An 18,791-nucleotide genomic window follows, 5' to 3' on the forward strand; every position below is an offset into this window, starting at 1 on the left:
ATGCTGTGACGCCATCGTGCGCAGGAATGAAATAACGGTAAGATAAAGCCGCTTTTGTGAGGTAAGGTTGTCTCCGCATGTGGGTGAGATGGAATCTATCAAGAAGTCACTACCCGCATTGAATATGCCGATGACGCCAAAGGAAAGGTGAATGCATGACGTTGCTGAGCGAATACTACGTGCCCGGATTGCATATTGAGGATCGTTCCATCAAGGTGCCGTTGGATTGGGCGGGTCACGAGCCCGGTCATGGGTTCGATGGCGAATCGATCAGCCTGTTCTACCGTGTGGTCACCGCTCCCGAACATGTGCATGACGACCTGCCGTTGCTCGTGTTCCTGCAGGGTGGTCCCGGTGGTTCCGGTCCGCGTCCGCTCGGCCCAAGTTCCGATGGTTGGATCGAGGAAGCGATCAAGCATTTCCGCGTGGTGTTGCCGGATCAACGTGGTACGGGGCGTTCGTCTCGTGTCGACACGCATGTGATTGAGGGCATGGACGGCGACGGCAAGGCCGGTGCCGCGTTTTTGAAGCGTTTCCTCGCTGATTCGATCGTTCGTGATTTCGAGCATCTGCGTCGCACCGAATTCGGGGGCGCACGTTGGGTCACGCTTGGTCAAAGCTATGGCGGATTCCTGACGTTGACGTATCTTTCGCTGTTCCCGCAAGGAGTTATCGCCAGTTTCACCACGGGCGGCATTCCTCATGTTCCCGCCGATGCGACCGACGTGTACCGTCATACGTTCCCGCGCATGGCGGCAAAGACGAAGCAGTTCTACGAGCGTTACCCGATCGATATCGAACGTGTCGTGGCCGTCGCCGACATTCTGCAATCGCGCAAGGTCACATTGCCGAACGGCGATCCGCTCACGGTGGAACGCTTCCAATGCTTGGGATCCGATTTCGGTATGAAGCCAAGTTTCGAACGCGTGCATTGGATTCTTGACCAGGCATTCCTTGACGGCGACGGTTCGGCCTCGACCTCGGCGGAACTGTCTGACGAATTCCTATCTTCCGTGATGGAGGCGACCTCGTCTCGCCCACTGTATTGGCCGTTGCAGGAGTTCATCTACGCCAACGGCGAGCTGAAAACGCCGATTTGCTGGGCCGCCCAGCGCGTGCGCGGCGAGCATCCGGAATTCGCGGGTGACATTCGTCCGCTTAATTTCACCGGCGAGGCCATGTTCCCGTGGATGTTCGAGCAGGAACGTGCGTTGCGTCCGTTCAAACCAGCCATGGACGTGCTTATGGAAGACACGCATTTCGGCACGGTCTACGATGCCGACCAGTTGGCGCGTAACGAGGTGCCGTTGCAGGCCGCCGTCTATTTCGACGACATGTACGTCGACTCCGATCTGCAATTTGATACGCTGTCCCGTGTGGGACGATCGCACTATTGGACCACCAACGAATTCGAGCACGACGGTGTACATGGTTCCGTGGTGTTCAAGCACCTGTTCGACGAGGCGTTGAACAGGGGAGACCTGGAAGAACTGTTCTGACATTCCCGAAATTCTCCGAAACCATCGCATCCAAAACAATTACGTCCATTAGAAAAGACGACAAGGAGGACACCATGTCCAATCCAACCATCGGATTCATCGGATACGGCAACATGGCGCAGGCGATCGCCGAAGGCCTGGTCAATGCCGGCACAATCAGCGGCAACGACATTGTGGCTTGTGCGGCACACTATGACAAGCTGGAATGTAACGCCGCCAAACTTGGTGTGAAAGCGGTGCATACCGCTGCACAAGTGGCCGAAGCCGCCGACGTGGTCGTTATCGCCATCAAACCGTATCAGATTGAAGCGGTGATTTCACCGATTGTTGATAAGCTGGCGCAGCCAAACACCATCGTCGTGTCCATTGCGGCAGGCTGGGATCTGAACAAATTCCGCGACCTGTTCGGAACGTCTTTCGAACAGGCACACATCCAATGCACCATTCCGAACACGCCGATGGCTGTCGGCGAAGGCGTGCTGGTCACGGAAATCGACAACACGCTCACGCAGGAACAGACGGAAACCTTCGAAAGCCTGTTTTCGTCAATCAGCCTGATTGAACGCGTGGACACCGCACACATGGGCATCGGCATGTGCATCGCCGGCTGCGCGCCGGCCTTCACCGACATGTACATCGAAGCATTGGGCGATGCCGGTGTGAAATATGGATTGCAGCGTGCCACCGCGTATCGTCTGGCCGCCAAAATGGTGGAAGGCGTGGGCGCGCTCTATTTGGCCAACGAAACGCATCCGGGTGCCATGAAAGACGCTGTCTGCTCTCCAGGGGGCACCACCATCAGGGGTGTCGCATCGTTGGAGGAAAGCGCGTTCCGTGGTGCCGTGATCAAAGCGGTCGACGCCATCGAAGCCTAATACTAAGCTAAGGAACCATGTCTCTTACTATCGGAATCGTCGGACTGCCGAACGTCGGCAAGTCCACCATGTTCAACGCATTGACCCGTAACAACGTGCTGGCGGAAAACTATCCGTTCGCCACTATCGAGCCGAATACTGGCATTGTGCCGTTGCCGGATGACCGCCTGCCGGTGCTCGCCAAGCTCGTGCACACGGAGAAGATCGTGCCGGCCACCGTCACGTTCGTCGACATCGCAGGCATCGTCAAAGGTGCTTCGGAAGGCGAAGGCCTGGGCAACAAGTTCCTCGCCAACATTCGCGAAGCCGATGCTATCTGCGAGGTCGTGCGTGCCTTCGAAGACGATGATATCGTGCACGTCAACGGCAAGGTCGATCCGTCCGACGACATTGAAACCATCAACACCGAGCTGATTCTTGCCGATCTGCAGACCATCGAGAACGCGCTGCCGAAGCTGGAGAAGGATCTGCGCGGCAAAAAAATCGAACCGGCCTACATGGAAGCCGTCAAGCAGGCGAAGACCATTCTCGAAGCCGGCGAAACCATTGATAAGGCGGCTCGCGAAGGCCGTTTCGACAAGGATTCCGTCTACGATCTGCACTTGATGAGCGCCAAGCCGTTCATCTACGTGTTCAACGTGGACGATGCCGAACTGCAGAACAAAGATATGCAGGCCAAGCTCGCCGCATCCGTGGCTCCGGCTCCGGCCATCTTCCTCAACGCGCAGTTCGAAGCCGATCTGACCGAACTCGACGAGGCTGACGCCCGCGAGATGCTTGCGGACGCCGGTCTTGAGGAGTCCGGATTGGATCAGTTGGCACGAGTCGGATACGATACGCTCGGCCTTTCCACCTTCCTTACCGCAGGTGAAAAGGAAGTGCGCGCATGGCAGATCCACAAGGGCTATACCGCCCCGCAGGCTGCCGGCGTGATTCATACGGACTTCGAAAAAGGCTTCATCAAGGCCGACATCGTCTCCTACGACGATTTCGTGGCTGCCGAAGGCTCCATGGTCAAGATCAAGGAGGAGGGCAAGCTACGTCAGGAAGGCCGCGACTACGTGATGCAGGACGGCGACATCGTCGAGTTTAAATTCAACGTTTCCAAGTAGTGATTGCCGATTAGTGCCGAGGGCCTTGGAAGCGTTGCGTTCCAAGGCCCTTGTCTATACTGTAGACAGTTGTTCTTCATATGTGAATCGCCCGATATGACTTTGGAGCGGGCTTGATTGGAGGGGGCGGATATGACGAGTTACGTGCTGCGGCTCTATGATGATCCGTTGCTCCGGTTCGATGCGTCGTATGGCGAGGGCCTGCTGGCGGGCAAGATCGAGGCGCATGTCCGCTGGTTCGATGAGTCGAAGCGCGCGTTGCTGCCGTTTCCGTTGGCTCCGGAGCCGGATAATGCGAAGCTGACGACGTGGCTGGAGCGGCGCACGATTCCGAAGAATCGTGAGTTCGCCACGCAGGTTCTCGCGCAGGCGGGGTTGAACATTGCGGATACGCTGGGCATCATCGACCTGTGCAAGGGGCTGTCGGTCAACGATTCGTTCTGGGCGGAACGCGACGGTGAGAACCTCAAGTTCGCGGACATCAACCTGTATGACAATCCGTTGGACGAGACGCTCGCCATCGTGGCCTACACGGGGTATACGCCGAGCGAGAAGCATGCGATCGGCCTGTCGAGCGAGTGGACGACGGACGGCCAGTTCCCGAAGGCGTGGCGGCATACGGAACGTGGGCTGGAACTGTGGAAGGCGGGTTCCGAAGGGTATGCGAACGCCGGTTTGGAACCGTATTCCGAGTATCTCGCCTCGCAGCTGGCGCGCAGGCTCGGTGTGAACGCGGTCGACTACCGCATCGCCCGTTGGAAGGGCAAGCTCGCGTCGGTGTGCGGTTCGATGAACTCGAAGGACGTGTCGTTCGTGCCATTCTATGTGGTGACGCAGCTGGCGTCGTTCCCGGAGATCCTCGCCGCCGCACGCGCCGTGTCCGAGGAATCGTTCGAGGCGATGCGCACGATGCTAGTGTTCGACGCGCTCATCGTCAATCAGGACCGTCACGCCAACAACCACGGGTTCCTGCGCGACAACCGTACCGGCCGGATTCTGGGTCCGGCGCCGTTGTTCGACCATAACATGTCGCTGTTCAAGAACGACATGCGCGCCGACTGGGAGGGCGGCGCGTGGATTCCGCAGGTACTGTCCGAACGTCAGCCGGCAAATTCTCGTATGACGTTCCGCGACCAGTGCGCGGCCATCATGGGCAGCGCGCAGCATGAGATGTTGCGCACAACGTTGGACGTCACCTTGGAGAACGACCCGGCTTACCCGCTGGAGCCGGGCCGCATCGAGGCGTTGAACGACTACCTGCACGCGGCCGCACGATCCCTGCTCGAACTGCCGGTGGTCGACGAGTCGAAGCTGTCCGACCAGCTCGATGCGTTGCAGCCGTCAATCGAACACGCTCCTGTCATCCTCAACGAACGACTGTTGCGATAGACCAAACCGGTCGAGTTCGCCAATAAAAAGGGCCTTCCGGGTTGCGCACTGTGAGGAGGCGTGGAAGGCTGCTACTGACTTGAATCCTATACGGCGACATCGACATCTCGCCCACGTACTTGTATGGGCACTCATACGAATACGCCGCCCCCGGCGAACTGGTTTCAGCCTGATGTCGTATGCCGACATCGTCGAGTTCATGTTCCAGTCCGGTTGTGTGATGGACAAGTGCGGTATGAAGGCCGTTTCCGAATCAAAGTCCGATTGCTTCGGACTCATCGGCGCATACCATATCTGGGACGTCTGGCAGGTCCACACCCGCCTCGACGGGTACGGCAAAGCACGCCGATGTCGCCGATCGGCGAGATCGTCAACGGCAGGCGGCGCATCACCACCCCATGGCATGGCGGCTCGGCATGGCGGCTCGGCATGGCGGCTCGGCAAGGCGCTCGACACCACGCCCGACTTCTGGGCGAACCTTCAGACCGACTACGATCTGCTGACCTTCGACCCCAGCACCTTGGACGACATCCGCCCGCTCGTGCAGGCCTGACGCCGGGGCGCTTGATCCAATGACCACCATCGTCGTATGTGCGATTACAGTGGTCATTTTCATATCTACGGTACGGGGATGACGTGAACGGCCAACATCACCATGATTGATGGCGGTCGTTTGCATATCCACACATGGCTTTGATGTCTCAGCTGTCCAGAGCGAAGGTGATGGAATCCCGTCCTAGAACCGCCGCGTTACGTGCGCGACTGGCAGCAGCATCGCGGTGGCTAGGGCGAACGTCACCGCCAGGACCGCGCCCGCCGGGTAGACGCTGTACGCCCAGCCGTATGCGATCTGTCCGAGGGGCTGGGCGCACATGCTCGCGGAGAGCGCAAGCGACATCACCTTGCCGGTCATGTTCTCGGGGCAGCTCATCTGGATCGCCGGCACGGCGATGAGGTTCGTGAGGGTGATGGCGATCATGGTTCCGCAGGTGCTCGCCGTGAGCACCGTGAGTCGCATCACTCCACCTGCGGGAATCGTCATGGCGAGCGCTTGGGGCAGGATGGTGAGCGAGAAGGCGGCGATCGCCATCGGGAATCGCCGCATGGACAGCGACCTCGCGACCCGCCCACCGGCGAGCGCGCCGAGCAGTCCGGATGCTCCCACAAGACCATATGCAAGGCCGTACGCCGTGGAGCCGAACCCCAGTACGGTCCGCACCATGTAAGGGAAGCCGACCTCCGCATACCCCGTCACCAGGAAGTTGAGCGCGGCGCAGATCAACACCAGATGCAGCACATGAGGATGTTCGCGGGTGAGGAAACGTCCGGCCGCGCGCAGGTCGTCGACCGCGGTGACGCGGACGGCGTCGCCGCGGTCGGGAGCGCCGAGCCGGATGAAACACTCCACGACGGCGGCCGCACCGAACCCCACGATCGTGATTTCCATCATGGGCATCGCACCAACCGCCGCGTACAGCATGCCGCCGAGCACGGCGGGAACGAGCGTGCTCGTCTGGTTCACTACGTTCACCACGGCCATCGCGCGACGCATCACATCCTCGCCATGGGAGCGGAACATCTGCGGCAGCGCCGCCTGCACCGTAGGCGTCTCCATCGCGTCAAGCACGGCGAGCACCACCTGCATCACGGCTATCGCCGCCAGATTGAAACCGACGACCGAAAAGATCGCCGCGCAGACGAGCACCGTCACGGCGGAAAGCGCGTCAAGCGCCACCATGACGGTCCGACGGTTCGTACGATCCGCCATCACGCCGCCAAGGGGCGAGAGCAGAATCGTGGGCAGGATGCTTGCAGTAAGAATGGAGGCGAACGCCGCCGCCGAGCCGGTCTCGTCAAGCACCCACATGGACATGGCAAACCGCAGCATAAGGTTGGCGAAGAGCGATATGCCGAGACCCGCGACGAGCAGGCGGAAGTCGCGTGTGCGAAGAGGATCAGCGGCTTGGCTTCTTTGTGGTTCGTATGCGTTCGTCATCGTGGATTCCTTTCTTGTGATTGGCCACGGCCATTTATACAAACCGACCGTCGGTCTGTTATTGTGATAACAATACGCCCAAGGAAAAGGTGCGGAAGTGCTTCGACATCTGTGGCGTCAGGATGTGCAAGATGTGGCGCACCCGGGCGCGTCTCCTATGCGGACGCTGTATCCTCTTCCGGCGTCAGGGCCGTGAGCCCTTCGGTCGTCCGCAGGATGAGCGTCTCGTCGAACACTGGCACGCCGATGGCGTCGAGCATCGTGGCGAGGCAGCGGATGCGGTGTTCCATGCCAGCATGATCGGCGGGGTAGAAGCAGGGCATGAGCCAGTAGTTGCCGAGGAGCGAGAGCAGTTGCGCCGCCTCCTCGGGGTATGCCGTGGGAATGGAGCCGTCCTGCACGCCCATATCGATGAGCGAGCGGAAGGACTCCGGCAGTCTCGTCGACCAGAAGCGAATGTTCGCCGTAAAGAACGCAGGATCCTTGAGCAGCGCCAGCTGGGAACGGACCAGGTCCAGATGATCGGGGGCGTCCACGGCGGAAACGATGAGCGCGCGCAGCTTCTCAAGCGCACTCATGTCCTTGCGCTCGATGAGTTTGTCGAGAAGACGCGCGGTGACGGCCCACTCGTCGGCGTTCAGCCGGTCGAGAATCGCCTCCTTCGATTTGAAGTGGTGGTAGAGCCCGCCCTTGGACAGTCCCAGGTCGTTCAGGATGTCCTGGATGGACGTCTTCTCGTAGCCCTTTTCAGCGAAGAGCCTGCGAGCGGAATCGAGGATTCGTCGTTCGGTGTCTCCGGAATGTATATCGTGCGCCATGCGGATGGCCTGCCTTTCGTTCATGTCCCCGTCAAGCATACAGACCGTCAGTCGGTCTGTCAAATGATCGAGGAAGTCACCCCTGCGATGCGATTGAATATCCGCGGCAAGGCGGGGCGAAGAAGACCGGTAAGACGCCGAGTTCAAGGACAACATCTCGAAGTAAGTGTTTCTCTGGCTCCCCTCTTTGAGGGGGGCTGTCGCTACAAGCGACTGAGGAGCGGCGCGGATAAGGCCTGAGAAGTCGTCTTCTCAGGCCTTTGTCATGACATTGTTCTGCAAGGACTGGCTGCTGCAGCAGCATAATGTGTGTTCTATTATGAGTCTTCGCCAGAAATCATGACGGAAACACGAGACGCAACCCTTAGCTCGCCCCTGATTCATCTCCGGACCGTTATTCAGGCGTAGCGTATGCGTAAGCCCAATCCTCTTGTGAAGATTTTGTGTATTGTTGAGCATGCGTGGGTTTCACCGTCTATTTGAATGATGATAGGCTTCTCGATACCTGCCGTACGAAAACCCATCAAGGAGATGCCATGAACCTGTATCGCTACGCGATGTTCATCGCACGCGCCTGCCGTGGGTCGTTCATCGGCAATGTTCTGTTTGCCAATCCACAAATGGCCCTATTCTCGATGCTGGTGTAGCGGGGACACGCCTTATGCCGGGATGTACCGATGGCCCATCCGCAGTCGACGTCGCATGAATCGCTCACCATAGCCATCAACTTACGCAAAGCCGCGAATCGTTTGCCGTATATGAATGCGGAACGGATGGCGGCTTTTCCTTTACCCCGGACTCATCGGTGTCCTCGCGTCTTGACACAAGCATGGGGCCGGATCGCCCACACATGCCGTTACCAACAGAAGGAAATGCTGTGACCTCACAGAAAACCGCGGAACTCGGGTCCGCCGCCAGTTCCGTAAAGCCTATTGATCCGCACACCCGATTCATCGTCGTGGGTGTGATCGTCGTCGGCTCGTTCATCGCGCTGCTCAATCAGACCGTCATGTCACCGGCCTTGCCGGCACTGATGCGTGATTTCAATATCACCACCGGCACCGTGCAGTGGGTGACCAGCGTCTACATGCTGGCCTCGGGTATCATGGTGCCGATTTCAGGCTATCTGATTGATAAATTCTCCACCCGAAAGCTCTTCGCCGGAGCTCTTGCCACTTTCATGGTCGGCACACTGCTGTGTGCCGTCGCGCCGAATTTCATGCTGTTGCTCGTCGGACGCATACTGCAATCCGTCGGCTCCGGCGTGCTGTTGCCATTGGTCGCCGTAGTGCCGATGCTCGTCTATCCGCCGGATAAGCGCGGCACCGCCATGGGCATGGCCGGTATCGTCATGGCCGCCGGCCCGGCTATCGGCCCGGTTATCGGTGGTCTGGTGATTGACAGTTTCGGATGGCGCCCGATGTTCATTGGCATCGCAGTCGTGGCACTGGTCATCCTTGTCGGAGGCACGATGATGCTCAAGAACGTCAGCGAGTTGAAGAACCCAAAGCTCAACATCCTGTCCGTGGTCCTTTCGACCATCGCGTTCGGTGGCCTGCTCTATGGCTTCTCGTCCGCTTCCACGATGGGATGGGCCAGTCCGGTCGTCATTACCTCAATCGTCGTTGGTCTTGTGGCCTTCGTCGCATTCGTATACAAGCAAGTCAAGCTCGATGAGCCATTGTTGCGCGTTGACACCCTTGCCACCCGCAACTTCCGCAACTCCGCGATTCTGGTCACTCTGATCAACGCCGCAGTCGCCGCAACCAACGTGACGTTGCCTATCTTCATCCAGAATGTGCTCGGCCAATCCGCCACCGTCACCGGCATGGTCATGCTGCCCGCCGCGGCGGTCGGCATCATCCTGAGTCCGGTCGCCGGTGCCGCATTCGACAAATTCGGCCCGCGCGGCGTGGGCATCGGTGGCCTTGCGCTCATGACCATCTCTCTTGGTCTTCTCGGCACCATCAGCACCAGGACATCAGTGCTGTTTGTCGCCGTGCTCTGCGCATTGCAGGCATCCGGTCAGGCTATCGCCAACATGCCGATCAACACTTGGGGCATCAACGCTTTGCCGAACGACATGATCGCCCATGGCAACGCCATCGCCAACACCGGCCGTCAGATCGCGGCAGCCATTGCGACCTCGCTTCTGGTCACCGCAGAAACATCCGTGACCGCCTCGCACATGTCCCAGGGTGTGAAGTCCGCCACGGCCAGCGGCATCGCGTTCTCCTACCTGCTGTGCGCCGCCATCTCGCTGGTCGCCCTGATCATCTGCATCTTCACCGTCACCAGCCGTGCCAAGGAGAAGGCCGCACGCAACGCCAAGGCCTACGAGGCGCAAGCCTCCGCCGAAGTCGCGGCCGAAACCACTGAAGGCCAGCCCGCCGAGCATCACTACGCCGGCGCATACGTGGCCCCCGCCGCCTCCCTGTTCAAGCAGGCCCAGGAACAGTCCATCGGCGGGATCATGGACGATCAGCCCTACAGCTGCCTGGACAGCGATGACATCACGCATGTGGTGCGCGAGTTCATCCGCCTCAACGTCTCCAGCCTTCCCGTGGTGAACGGCGAGGGCAGGCTCGTCGGCTTCGTCAGCGACGGCGATGTCATGAAATCGATTGCCACCTATGAATCCCGTACGGTTTCCACCGGCACCGGTTCGACGATGGTGGTGTTCGACGACGAAACCGTGGCCTCCAAGGTGCAGGCACTCTCCGGCAAGAAGGTGATGGACATCGCCACGCGTAAGGTCGTTGCCGCCACGCCCGACCAACATGTTGGAGAGGTGGCCCGAATCCTCGCCAAGAAGCAGTTCAAGAAACTGCCGGTGGTGGATGGTGATGGCAGGCTCGTCGGTGTGATCCGCCGTAAGTCCGTGATGGAACATGCCTTCGACGCGCTGTTCCCAAAGGATGATCGGTGATTAGGCGCCATCATCGCTGAATAGAATGAATGGAACATGAGGCTTCCTTCTTGCAGGGAAGCCTCATTGCTTTGTCCGCGGAGTCTTACGGCACCTGCGCAAGGGCAACGTCACGCCTTCGTGATGCACTATTTAAATAGTGTGTTCCTATCGTTGCATGGTGACGCTAACGCATGGCGTCACGATACTGAAGCCTGCCATCTAACGGCGGGTACGGCTCGTTGCTGGAGTCGTGCACGCATACGCGCGTCGGCGTGCGTATGCCGTGATGTGACCTTTGTAGTGGAATTGAAGAATTGAGGGGCTTCTGCTGTTTTCGTGGGTTAGGTTCTTGGTTGTGATAGGTGTATGTCGAGTCCGCCGCAGCGGAGCATGGCGAGCGCGATGAGGCTACTGACGTGGTGGAAGCCATAAGTCGTGCGGATGGTGACTTTGATGCGGCTGTGGGGCTTCATCCGTGGAGCCAGCGTGATCATCATCGACGATCACGGCGCTGTGGCTGTTGCAAGGCATTCCCGTGGTCGCCGGCACAGGCGGATTCACGCACGTCGATGATGTGCATGATTCCGCGTATGGTATGCCGACCCGACCCCGCTTCGTTGGTGTGCGTGGGATGTCCATTCAGGTTTTTCCCATCTTCGGACTCGTAAAATAGGTGAGGTTAACAAGACGAAGAACAATGACATCCGTCGATTCGCAAGGGGAGGACGCATATGGATTATCAGTATCAGGCCGTTGAACAGCCTTCCAATCCCCGCAAAACCTGGCCGATTGTCCTTTCCGTGGTCGTGGCGCTCACTGTGGCATGCGGCGCAGGAGTGTACGTCTACCACAACAAACGGCAGGAGGCGTTGGACACATGCCGGCAATCGCTTGCGGAATTCAGCTCGGCCCGTAAGGCCGTGCTCGACACATCCGAAAACGGTAGCGAGCTGCAGAAATTGATCCGTGGTGCGCTCGGCGTGAACGACATCATCGACGCGTTCGCGGACGCGGCCACCAGCGCAGAGAACACGGTCGATACGGAAGGCTGTAAGGCGGACGCCACCATCACGCAGCTCAATCTCATCGCCAAAACACTAGACAGCGCCACGGACTCCCTGAATAACAGCCTGAAGGACATCCAGGAGAAGAACGGCACGAATGCGCTGCAGGATTCGCGGAACGATTCGGATGGCACGACAACGAACGGACCATCCTCCAATACTCAGTCCAATATGTCATCGGGGCAATTGCTCGACGTTCCTTCAAACGGTTCTTCCGCCACGGAATCGTTGGATGAATCGAAGAAGGAACTGCAGCAGTCGCTCGACAAGGCGGACAAATTGGTCAACAAGCTTGGCAAGGACGAAACACTGACGTTGACTGGCCGTAAACTGCTGTCCGCATTGTCCAAAGCTGTGGATTCCGGTCAAAAACTCATTGAAAACAGCAATATCAAGGATTCTAAGTACTACAAGGCAGCCAAAGTCACGCTCGATGAGGCCATCGATGTGGCCGAGAATTGGGTGGACAGACAGGCGTCCAAAGCGCAATGACGATTCTCCCTCGTGTTGCTTCCATACGCGCGTCTAAAGTTTCCCGGAAAACGTCGACGATTATGACATCAGAGAATATGACGCCATGACGGATGGAAGCGTAAGAGGGGATACGAATGGCGAAATCGGGGTGTGGGCCGTCGGGGAAACATCGCGTTTGCGAACCCGGTCGCCCGTCCATATCCTAGGCGATCGGGTTCGCAAGACCAATTAGAAGAACAGTGCTGCGACTCCGGCCGCAAAGCACATAAGCAGCACAGACGTGATGAAACTGGCGAGGAACGCCTTCTGTCCCTTCTTGGCGATGGCATTGAAATTCACGTTGATGCCAAGCGCGGCCATGGCCATGCCGAGCACAATGTATGCGAAATCGACCAGATTCGGTGTGATGGCACCGATGAACGGCACGAACGTGCCGATGATGGAAGCGCCGATGAAGCCGAGCATGAACCATGGGAATGACACTTTGCGTTTGCCGTTCGTCGGTATTTCGGAATGGTTTTTATCCCACCAAACGGCGATGACGATGGCTGCGAACACCAGCATCAGTACTCGCGACAGTTTCATGATGGTTGCGATGTCCACCGCGCCGAACGCGTCGCCGGCTGCCACGGCATGGGCGATTTCGTGCAAGGAAGCTCCGGCGGTAATGCCCAGCTGTGTCTTACTCAAACCGGTCAATGGTCCAAGGGCGATTTCCAGTAACGCGAAGATGGTGCCCATGATGGCGATGATGGCCACGGCCATCACTTCGTTGTTGGCTTTTTCATCCTCTTTTTCCGGCGGTACTTTGATGGAGCCAGACAATCCCATGACGGCGGCCGCACCGCAAATGCCGGTGCCGCCCGCCACTAGAATGGCGAGCTGCGGATCGACGCCGAGTTTGCGAGCTATGTTATAGCACGCCACAATGGTGAGCGTCACCACCACAGCGGCGATCGGCAGACATTTGATACCCTGTGTGAACAGTACCGTCAAATTGAGCTTGAAACCAAGCAGGATGATGCCCAAGCGAAGCAGCTTGTTGGAGATAAGCCCTGCCGCGTCCTTCACGCCGGCCTTATGTTCGGTGGAACGGCTTGAATACCATTTGCGGATTGGGAATTGCGCGATCATGCCGATAAGTAGCGCGATAATCAACGCGCCGAACAAGCTGAATCCGGGGAACTGTTTGAGCCATGAGGCCGCCAGCGAAGCAGCCAACGTGACGATACCGATGAAAACCATTTCCTTGGTGGTAATGCGCGTCCACCATTTTTTGCAAAAATCAATCACGAACCTTAAGTGTTCCGGCCGGTTCGGACATCGGTATGGTGCGGAAAGTGATGACTTCAGCGCCGTCGGTCTGCCGGGACTCGCCTTGCAGTGGGCGCTGATTCCGCTCGCCGCCTACTGGACCGAGTCGCTGATTGCCAAGCGCAATCACTGAACAACGATAGTTCAAACGCGGCAGTCAGCCACGTTCTGAACAAAACCGATATTTTTGGGAGCCAAGCCATTACGCTTGGCTCCCGTTGTCATATCAGTCGGGAAATCGGGAGAAACGGTCATGATCGCCGGAGTGTCCATCACCACATTGCTGCTGGTGCTCGCAGCCGGCATCGGGGCGGGATTCGTTGGATACGCGGTCGGCGCATCCTCGCTGATATCCTATCCGGCGTTGCTGGCGTTCGGCATTCCGCCTGTGCTGTCCAACACCACGAACACGGTGGGCGTGTGCGGTACGGGCATCGGTGGACTGCTTTCCGCCCGCAGGGAGCTCAGAGGCCAAGGCGTGCGCGTGGCCGTCTACGCCTGCATCGGATTGGTTGGTGGCATTATCGGCGGACTGTTGCTGCTGGAACTGCCGGCAGAAGTGTTCGAATGCGCGGTGCCACCGCTGATCCTGTTCAGTGCGTTAATCATTGCTATCAATCCTCGGAAAAAAGCTGCGGCGCGAGACGCCGTTGCACAAGCGCTTCCTCAATCGCAACAAGGCGAACGAGCTGCACAGATCGCCAACAAAACCGATAATGGCAAACTGCATGACCCATGGTGGTTGTGGCTTGGCGTAAGTTTTGTCGGCATTTATTCCGGATATTTCGGTGCTGCAGCAGGCACGCTTGCCTTGGCGATTCTCGACTTGGGTAAGATCGGTCCGTTCCATCAGATTAATGCGTTGAAAACGGTGGTCGGTTTCGGCGCGAATATTTCCGCTGCGATCATGTTCATCATTCGTGGATCCGTGTATTGGCCGTTCGCCATCATGATGTGCATCGGATGTATCATCGGCAGTGCAATCGCCCCACCTGTCACCCGGCATATTCCTGAAAACATCATGCGCGCCGCCGCCGTGCTCACCGGCATCATCCTAGCCGTCAAGCTCGGCTGGAGCACCTACTTGTGACATGCGCTGTACATTGATTCGCGATGTGAAGTCCCGCTGGAAGAACCGATTTCTCCAGCGGACTTCTTTTTCTAGATACCTTGCGATTGAAGGACCTGCGAGCCGTCCATCGGCATCTCGCAAAACAGCATCGTGTCAGATAAGCGTCGACAGTGCTCGCATTACAATATCCACATCCTTGTTTTCCAATTCGCGAATGACATGCAGATAGGTTTCCTGTGTTGTGGTCATGCTGGCGTGGCCGAGGCGGCGCGACACGCTGGCGATTGATACGCCGGCGAACAGCAGTAGTGATGCGTGCGTATGCCGCAATCCGTGGATGGAAATGACCGGCGCATCCACGTTCTTGCAGTGTCTGGCGAGTACGCCGTTGGCTGTGGAGTTATAGATTTTGCCGTGCACGAAGATGGGCTTGTCGTGCGGAAGATTCTTGAGTAATCCGGAAAGCTGCATGATGAGCTGCCAGTCAAGCTGCACTTTGCGTACGGAGGATTCGTTTTTCGTGGGTACAAAACCGCCGCCGTTTTTGTAATCCCAGGTTTTGCTGACGGAAAGCGTTTGGTGGGTGAAATCGAAGTCGTCGGGCGTGAGTCCAAGTGCTTCGGAGAATCGGAGTCCGGTTTTCGCGATGAGGAGGATAAGCCAATCCCAACTTGCCTCAGAGCCAAGATCAAGATCGGCGAGCATAGCGTGCAGCTCGAATTGGTTGAGATACTTCATTTTTTTGATGCGTGGCTGCTTGCCTTTGATGATGACTTTGCGTGTCGGATCACGGGGAATGAGTCCTTCATCAACGGCATCGAGAATGGCGCCTTTGATCTGGTGATGAAAATCCATGGTGGTCTGGCGCTCATGATGCTGCGCGTAACCGTTAATGAGCTGCTGATAGGCGGTGCGATCCATATCGGCAAGTCTTAGTTCAGGGATGAGTTTGCCGAGCCAAGATTGTGTGAGTCGATATTTACTCATGGTCACGTCTCTGATGGCACCTTCCTTATACGTTTTCACCCATTGGGCGTAGTAGTCGCAGAATAGCGATTCAGCGGTGATGTTTTCCTGCATAGTGTGCACCTTTCTAAAAAAGATAGGGGATAAGGTGCAGCCATCATACTTACGCTGATGAAGGGTGATGAGCGAGTCCAGACGGTCGAAGAACGCGCCGATTTGGCGCTGCTCGTTTTCTGAGGCAGGCATAGAAATTCTGATTGAAGCAAAGTCATCGAATTTCAAAACTTGAGTGTCCTTGGAATTGCCCTGCGAAACCTGTTGATACTGTTTCAGCAACATCGGTTGCCTGAGAAGGCGCGCAAAGAATCGTGCATAAACCTCGGAAGTGGGCCTTGTTACCACATATGCGGGGCTTACGATGCCGTCGTACCGACTTGCATCTACAGCTCCCTGCCACATGCGCATACTGTTGTAAACGACATCTCCGAAATGCACTATTTTATAGTTCGCGAGACTCGCGCCAGGATTCGTCTCCCTATCGGACTCAGATGCTGGGTATATCCCGTTGGCTACACTGACAGACAAAATCTCTCTATCGGAAGCTCTTTCATCACTCTCCTCGAACAGTTCACCCAGCTTACGCTGTTCCCAAGCGGGGGCGCGGTATTCTTATGGAAGATGTGCAGTCACTCGTGGAGCCGTGCATTGGTTTGCCGGTACCGCAATGAGGAGGGATAGATGAATAAGCAGCAGCTCGCTTCGAAGATTTGGGAATCCGCCAATAAGATGCGTTCCAAGATCGAAGCGAACGAATACAAGGATTACATTCTTGGCTTCATCTTCTACAAATTCCTTTCGGAAACCGAACTGATGCGCTTGAGAGCCAGCGACTTCACTGAGAACGACCTTCCGCAGCTCACGGAGGACAATCCGGACATTGTGGAATTCGTGCAGGGTGAGTGCGGCTACTTCATCGCCTATGACAACCTGTTTTCCACATGGATTAAACAAGGTAACGATTTCGAGATTTCCAACGTACGTGATGCGCTTTCGGCGTTCTCCCGCAACATCAATCCGGCACACAAGAAAGTATTCGACGGTATTTTCGACACTCTACAGACCGGACTTTCCAAGCTCGGTACCGATGCAAGAAGCCAGTCCAAGGCCGCGCGAGATTTGATTTACCTCATTAAAGACATTCCGATGGATGGTCGTCAGGATTATGACGTTCTCGGCTTCATCTACGAATATCTCATCAGCAATTTCGCCGCCAATGCGGGGAAGAAGGCCGGCGAATTCTACACACCTTCTGAGGTTTCCCAGCTGATGAGCGAAATCGTCGCCTGGTATTTGCAGGGGCGCGAGCAGATCAAAATCTACGATCCGACATCCGGCTCCGGTTCCTTGCTGATTCATATCGGCCAGGCTGTGGCTCGGCGCAACGGCAATCCGGATTCCATCATGTATTACGCGCAGGAGCTTAAGGAGAACACCTATAACCTCACGCGTATGAATCTGGTGATGCGTGGCATTCTTCCCGACAACATCGTTGCCCGCAACGGCGACACCTTGGAGGACGATTGGCCATGGTTCGACACGTTGGAGAACAAGGAGGAAACGTACAATCCGCTGTTCGTGGATGCGGTGGTCTCCAATCCACCCTATTCGCAGAATTGGGATTCCGCTGACAAGGAGATCGATCCGCGTTTCAGCTATGGCATAGCCCCGAAGTCCAAGGCGGATTATGCTTTCCTGCTCCACGACTTGTACCATCTGCGTGCCGATGGCATTATGACCATCGTTCTGCCGCATGGGGTGCTGTTCCGTGGCGGCGAGGAAGGTCAGATTCGTAAGAATCTAATCGAGAACCGTCATATTCAGGCGATTATTGGTCTACCTGCGAATATTTTCTTTGGTACGGGTATCCCCACCATCGTGATGGTGTTGCGCAAAAAACGCGATGATGACAGGGTGCTCATCGTTGATGCGTCGAAGCATTTCATCAAGGACGGCAAGAACAACAAGCTACAGGCTTCCGATATCAAACGCATTGTCGATGTGGTGTCGAACAATCGCACGGTACCCAAGTTCAGCCGTCTGGTGTCCATCGATGAGATTCGCGCCAATGATTACAACCTCAACATTCCGCGTTATGTCGATTCATCCGAGGATGCGGAAACGTGGGATGTGTACGCTTCGATGTTTGGTGGCGTTCCGAAGAACGAGGTTGAGCAGTTCAAGGAATATTGGAACTCTTGGCCGAGTTTGAAGGCTGAACTGTTCCGCGATGATGGCGCTTGCTATGCCTGCGATCATGATGACATCGCCGCCGTGGTTCGCAACAATGCCGATGTGAAGACGTTCGTCGCCGCATATGAGCATGCTATTTCCGACCTGCCCTCCGACCTGCGCTTCCGTTTGGTCGAGCATCCCGAACAAGTGGATGCGCTCGCCCAGGAAGCGGCCATTGGTAGGGAATTGGATGCGATGATTGCCAATACCGCGCTGGTTGACCCGTATGATGCTTATCAGAAGCTTGATGACGCATGGAACGGCATCTCCATTGATCTGGAAGTGTTAGGTTCCGAAGGTTTCGATGCGGTAAGAGCAGTGGATCCGAATATGGTCGTCAAGAAGAAGGCCGGCAAGGATGTGGAAGTGCAAGATGGCTGGATTGGCCGCGTTCTGCCGTTCGACCTGGTTCAGCGCGAGCTGCTGCACGATGATTTGGCTGCAATCGAGACGGACGAACGCCGTGTGCAGGACATTGATTCCGAGATTGAAACCATATTGGAAGGTTTCGATGAGGATAACAAGCAGAACAGTGATGCGATCAACCAGGACGGTGAGGCCTTCGTTGCCGCCGAGCTGAAGAAAGCGGTCAAGGCGATCGGCAAGAATCCGGCTTCCGATTTCGAGCGTGGCTTGGTGCAGGCCCAGAAGCTGTTTGATGAGGAGAAGAAGCTGAAGTCCAACATCAAGACCAAGCGAAACGCGTTGGAGGATAAGACATGCGACGCGATTAAGACGTTGAGTGATGACGAAGCCAGAAGGTTGCTGGAAGCCAAGTGGATTACGCCATTGCAGAAGCAGTTGGAAAAACTGCCGAATGACGTGATCGACGAGCTCATTGGCAAAGTGAACGAGTTGAAGAACAAGTACGCCATCACATATGCCGATGTATGCGGCCAAATCGATGAAGCGGAGAAGGAATTGGCCGGAATGCTTGGCGATTTGACCGGCAATGCTCGCGATCTGGCGGGCTTGGAAGAGCTCAAAGCACTGCTCGGGGGTGAATGAT

15 protein-coding genes and 1 pseudogene are annotated in these 18,791 nt (G+C 56.9%); 11 read left to right on the top strand and 5 right to left on the bottom strand.

Annotated elements, in window-relative coordinates; all coding sequences use genetic code 11:
* Nucleotides 1-155: 155 nt before the first annotated feature.
* From AH68_RS03525 to AH68_RS10945, 5 genes are all read left to right on the top strand, one after another.
* Entirely contained in the window at nt 156-1,499 is a 1,344-nt protein-coding gene (locus AH68_RS03525) for an alpha/beta fold hydrolase (RefSeq protein ID WP_039197699.1), read from the top strand.
* A gap of 74 nt (nt 1,500-1,573) precedes the next feature.
* Nucleotides 1,574-2,374, top strand: a complete 801-nt coding sequence (proC, locus tag AH68_RS03530) for a pyrroline-5-carboxylate reductase (RefSeq protein WP_039197701.1) — start codon at nt 1,574-1,576, stop codon at nt 2,372-2,374.
* Nucleotides 2,375-2,391: 17 nt separating this feature from the next.
* The gene (gene ychF, locus AH68_RS03535; protein WP_039197704.1) at nt 2,392-3,486 is read left to right on the top strand and encodes a redox-regulated ATPase YchF; all 1,095 of its coding nucleotides are present in this window, start codon (nt 2,392-2,394) and stop codon (nt 3,484-3,486) included.
* A gap of 132 nt (nt 3,487-3,618) precedes the next feature.
* On the top strand, nt 3,619-4,875 hold the full coding sequence (locus AH68_RS03540; protein WP_039197706.1) for a HipA family kinase: 1,257 nt from the start codon (nt 3,619-3,621) through the stop codon (nt 4,873-4,875).
* Between the two features lie 172 nt (nt 4,876-5,047).
* On the top strand, nt 5,048-5,428 hold the full coding sequence (locus AH68_RS10945; RefSeq protein WP_236682447.1) for a helix-turn-helix transcriptional regulator: 381 nt from the start codon (nt 5,048-5,050) through the stop codon (nt 5,426-5,428).
* Between the two features lie 183 nt (nt 5,429-5,611).
* Here the strand turns inward: AH68_RS10945 and AH68_RS03550 are convergent, their stop codons facing one another.
* Together AH68_RS03550 and AH68_RS03555 are read right to left on the bottom strand one after the other, a co-directional pair.
* The gene (locus tag AH68_RS03550; RefSeq protein WP_039197709.1) at nt 5,612-6,871 is read right to left on the bottom strand and encodes an MFS transporter; all 1,260 of its coding nucleotides are present in this window, start codon (nt 6,869-6,871) and stop codon (nt 5,612-5,614) included.
* 155 nt (nt 6,872-7,026) lie between these two features.
* Nucleotides 7,027-7,689: a TetR/AcrR family transcriptional regulator gene (locus AH68_RS03555; protein ID WP_039199764.1), complete on the bottom strand. Its 663-nt coding sequence runs from the start codon at nt 7,687-7,689 to the stop codon at nt 7,027-7,029.
* A gap of 461 nt (nt 7,690-8,150) precedes the next feature.
* Here AH68_RS03555 and AH68_RS11215 point away from each other — a divergent pair, with 461 nt between their 5' ends.
* The 3 genes from AH68_RS11215 (at nt 8,151) to AH68_RS03570 (ending at nt 12,156) form a co-directional block, all read left to right on the top strand.
* Nucleotides 8,151-8,336 (top strand): hypothetical protein, encoded by a 186-nt coding sequence (locus tag AH68_RS11215; RefSeq protein ID WP_033501981.1) that lies wholly within the window; start codon nt 8,151-8,153, stop codon nt 8,334-8,336.
* A gap of 230 nt (nt 8,337-8,566) precedes the next feature.
* The gene (locus AH68_RS03565) at nt 8,567-10,618 is read left to right on the top strand and encodes an MDR family MFS transporter (protein WP_039197711.1); all 2,052 of its coding nucleotides are present in this window, start codon (nt 8,567-8,569) and stop codon (nt 10,616-10,618) included.
* 713 nt (nt 10,619-11,331) lie between these two features.
* Entirely contained in the window at nt 11,332-12,156 is an 825-nt protein-coding gene (locus AH68_RS03570) for a hypothetical protein (protein ID WP_039197712.1), read from the top strand.
* 210 nt (nt 12,157-12,366) lie between these two features.
* Here AH68_RS03570 and AH68_RS03575 read toward each other — a convergent pair whose 3' ends face one another.
* On the bottom strand, nt 12,367-13,431 hold the full coding sequence (locus AH68_RS03575) for a YeiH family protein (RefSeq protein ID WP_039197714.1): 1,065 nt from the start codon (nt 13,429-13,431) through the stop codon (nt 12,367-12,369).
* Here AH68_RS03575 and AH68_RS10950 point away from each other — a divergent pair.
* Both AH68_RS10950 and AH68_RS03580 read left to right on the top strand, forming a co-directional pair.
* The gene (locus AH68_RS10950) at nt 13,373-13,585 is read left to right on the top strand and encodes a hypothetical protein (protein ID WP_236682486.1); all 213 of its coding nucleotides are present in this window, start codon (nt 13,373-13,375) and stop codon (nt 13,583-13,585) included. The genes AH68_RS03575 and AH68_RS10950 overlap by 59 nt on opposite strands.
* A 120-nt stretch (nt 13,586-13,705) precedes the next feature.
* Complete coding sequence (locus AH68_RS03580; protein WP_039197715.1) at nt 13,706-14,542, top strand: sulfite exporter TauE/SafE family protein; 837 nt, start codon at nt 13,706-13,708, stop codon at nt 14,540-14,542.
* Between the two features lie 135 nt (nt 14,543-14,677).
* Here the strand turns inward: AH68_RS03580 and AH68_RS10915 are convergent, their stop codons facing one another.
* Both AH68_RS10915 and AH68_RS10920 read right to left on the bottom strand, forming a co-directional pair.
* A complete protein-coding gene (locus AH68_RS10915; protein WP_039199766.1) occupies nt 14,678-15,604 on the bottom strand; it encodes a site-specific integrase in 927 nt (308 codons plus the stop codon).
* Between the two features lie 105 nt (nt 15,605-15,709).
* A pseudogene (locus tag AH68_RS10920) lies at nt 15,710-16,126 on the bottom strand (hypothetical protein); the annotation flags it as partial.
* 102 nt (nt 16,127-16,228) lie between these two features.
* On the opposite strand from AH68_RS10920, the gene AH68_RS03590 reads away from it, so the two are divergent.
* Nucleotides 16,229-18,790, top strand: a complete 2,562-nt coding sequence (locus AH68_RS03590) for a type I restriction-modification system subunit M (RefSeq protein ID WP_039197716.1) — start codon at nt 16,229-16,231, stop codon at nt 18,788-18,790.
* Nucleotide 18,791: the final 1 nt, after the last annotated feature.

It is taken from the genome of Bifidobacterium catenulatum PV20-2 (assembly GCF_000800455.1).
Lineage (GTDB): Bacteria > Actinomycetota > Actinomycetes > Actinomycetales > Bifidobacteriaceae > Bifidobacterium > Bifidobacterium kashiwanohense_A.

Coding starts and splice junctions, on each gene's coding strand:
- AH68_RS03525 (WP_039197699.1), top strand. CDS start 156: ATGACGTTGCTGAGCGAATACTACGTGCCCGGATTGCATATTGAGGAT.
- proC (WP_039197701.1), top strand. CDS start 1,574: ATGTCCAATCCAACCATCGGATTCATCGGATACGGCAACATGGCGCAG.
- ychF (WP_039197704.1), top strand. CDS start 2,392: ATGTCTCTTACTATCGGAATCGTCGGACTGCCGAACGTCGGCAAGTCC.
- AH68_RS03540 (WP_039197706.1), top strand. CDS start 3,619: ATGACGAGTTACGTGCTGCGGCTCTATGATGATCCGTTGCTCCGGTTC.
- AH68_RS10945 (WP_236682447.1), top strand. CDS start 5,048: ATGTCGTATGCCGACATCGTCGAGTTCATGTTCCAGTCCGGTTGTGTG.
- AH68_RS03550 (WP_039197709.1), bottom strand. CDS start 6,871: ATGACGAACGCATACGAACCACAAAGAAGCCAAGCCGCTGATCCTCTT.
- AH68_RS03555 (WP_039199764.1), bottom strand. CDS start 7,689: ATGGCGCACGATATACATTCCGGAGACACCGAACGACGAATCCTCGAT.
- AH68_RS03570 (WP_039197712.1), top strand. CDS start 11,332: ATGGATTATCAGTATCAGGCCGTTGAACAGCCTTCCAATCCCCGCAAA.
- AH68_RS10950 (WP_236682486.1), top strand. CDS start 13,373: ATGAAAACCATTTCCTTGGTGGTAATGCGCGTCCACCATTTTTTGCAA.
- AH68_RS03580 (WP_039197715.1), top strand. CDS start 13,706: ATGATCGCCGGAGTGTCCATCACCACATTGCTGCTGGTGCTCGCAGCC.
- AH68_RS10915 (WP_039199766.1), bottom strand. CDS start 15,604: ATGCAGGAAAACATCACCGCTGAATCGCTATTCTGCGACTACTACGCC.
- AH68_RS03590 (WP_039197716.1), top strand. CDS start 16,229: ATGAATAAGCAGCAGCTCGCTTCGAAGATTTGGGAATCCGCCAATAAG.